Source organism: Anaerobium acetethylicum, assembly GCF_900096945.1.
Taxonomy (GTDB): Bacteria; Bacillota; Clostridia; order Lachnospirales; family Lachnospiraceae; genus Anaerobium; species Anaerobium acetethylicum.
In genome coordinates this window covers 1-1,359 of sequence record NZ_FMKA01000101.1, presented here as the reverse complement: position 1 = coordinate 1,359, position 1,359 = coordinate 1, and the positions used below count along the sequence as shown (strand labels likewise).

Annotated in this window: 1 protein-coding gene and 1 pseudogene; both read left to right on the top strand. The window is 47.2% G+C overall.

The annotated features are described in order from the left end of the window. Positions 1-229: pseudogene (locus tag BJR36_RS19975) on the top strand (IS3 family transposase); the annotation flags it as partial. After that, complete coding sequence (locus BJR36_RS19970) at positions 226-1,311, top strand: IS3 family transposase (RefSeq protein ID WP_091237182.1); 1,086 nt, start codon at positions 226-228, stop codon at positions 1,309-1,311. The pseudogene BJR36_RS19975 and the gene BJR36_RS19970, both read left to right, overlap by 4 nt. The last annotated feature ends 48 nt before the right edge of the window (positions 1,312-1,359 follow it).

Genomic DNA, 1,359 nt, shown 5'->3' with positions numbered 1-1,359 from the left:
GCTTTACGTTGAACAGATACAATCCTGGAAGGATGCCTGCATGAATGCCAATGGCGGTGTTGCCCAGGAAGCCGCACGTTTGAGCAAAGAACTCAAAGCCACCGAAAAGGAAAAGAAGATCCTTGAAAAAGAGCTTGCTAGAAAGGAAAAAGCTCTTGCTGAAACAGCCGCCCTTCTCGTATTAAGAAAAAAAGCCGATGCGATCTGGGGGGATCCAGAGGACGAATGATTAGTGCCTCAGGTCGCAGCAAAGCAGTTGAACTAATCGATGAAGCAGTAATAAGTGGTGCAAGGCTGCCAAAAGCCTGTACAGAACTCGGGATTACCGAACGCACCTATTACCGCTGGATTAAACTGAATAAAAAGACAGGTTCCTACGAAGATCTGCGTCCCACAGCGGAGCGTCCAGAACCAGCCAATAAGCTGAGTGCACAGGAACGACAGCGAATTATCAACACCGTTAATCAGTCTGAATTCGCCAGTATGCCGCCGTGTGAAATTGTTCCTGCACTTGCGGATCAAGGCGAATATATCGCCTCAGAATCGACGTTTTACAGGATTCTCAGAGAGAACAACATGCAGCATCACAGAGGTCGCACAGAAGAGCCTGTACACCGCCCGATATCCACTCATGTGGCCACTGCACCAAACCAGATTTGGATGTGGGACATAACGTACTTGAACGGTCCTGTGAAAGGGATGTTCTATTATCTTTATCTGATATCCGATTTGTTCAGCCGTGATATCGTTGGCTGGGAAGTCTGGGAAGAAGAATCTGCAGAACTTGCCAGCATGCTTATAAAAAGAACTACACTTGCCCAGAAAGTACTCTCTACCCAGCCGCTAGTGCTTCACTCGGACAATGGAAGTCCGATGAAAGGAGCAACCATGCTGGCAACCCTGTATCAGCTTGGAATAACGCCATCAAACAGTCGTCCAAGAGTCAGCAATGACAATCCATATGCAGAAAGTCTTTTCAAGACGCTGAAGTACAGGCCTAACTACCAGCCAAAGGGATTCGGAAGCCTCGGCGAGGCTCGTTTGTGGTGCTCAAATTTCGTTAACTGGTACAGATACGACCACCATCACAGTGGAATCAAATTTCTAACTCCTGCTCAGCGCCATAACGGAGAGGGTGCTACCATTATGAAAAAGCGCCAAGAGGTATATGAAGCTGCCAAGTCCTTGCATCCCGAAAGGTGGAACGGACGCACTACACGTGATTGGACGCTACCAGATCAAGTATATCTGAATCCAGAAAAAGCAACAATTGAACCAGATGTTACCGAGACAGCACAAGCTGCCTCGTAGGCATAAATAAATTTAAAGAATTACTGACAACTATCTTGACAATCAGCG

Excerpts from the sequence above, each read along its gene's own strand:
- BJR36_RS19970 (WP_091237182.1), top strand. The coding sequence starts at position 226 with ATGATTAGTGCCTCAGGTCGCAGCAAAGCAGTTGAACTAATCGATGAA.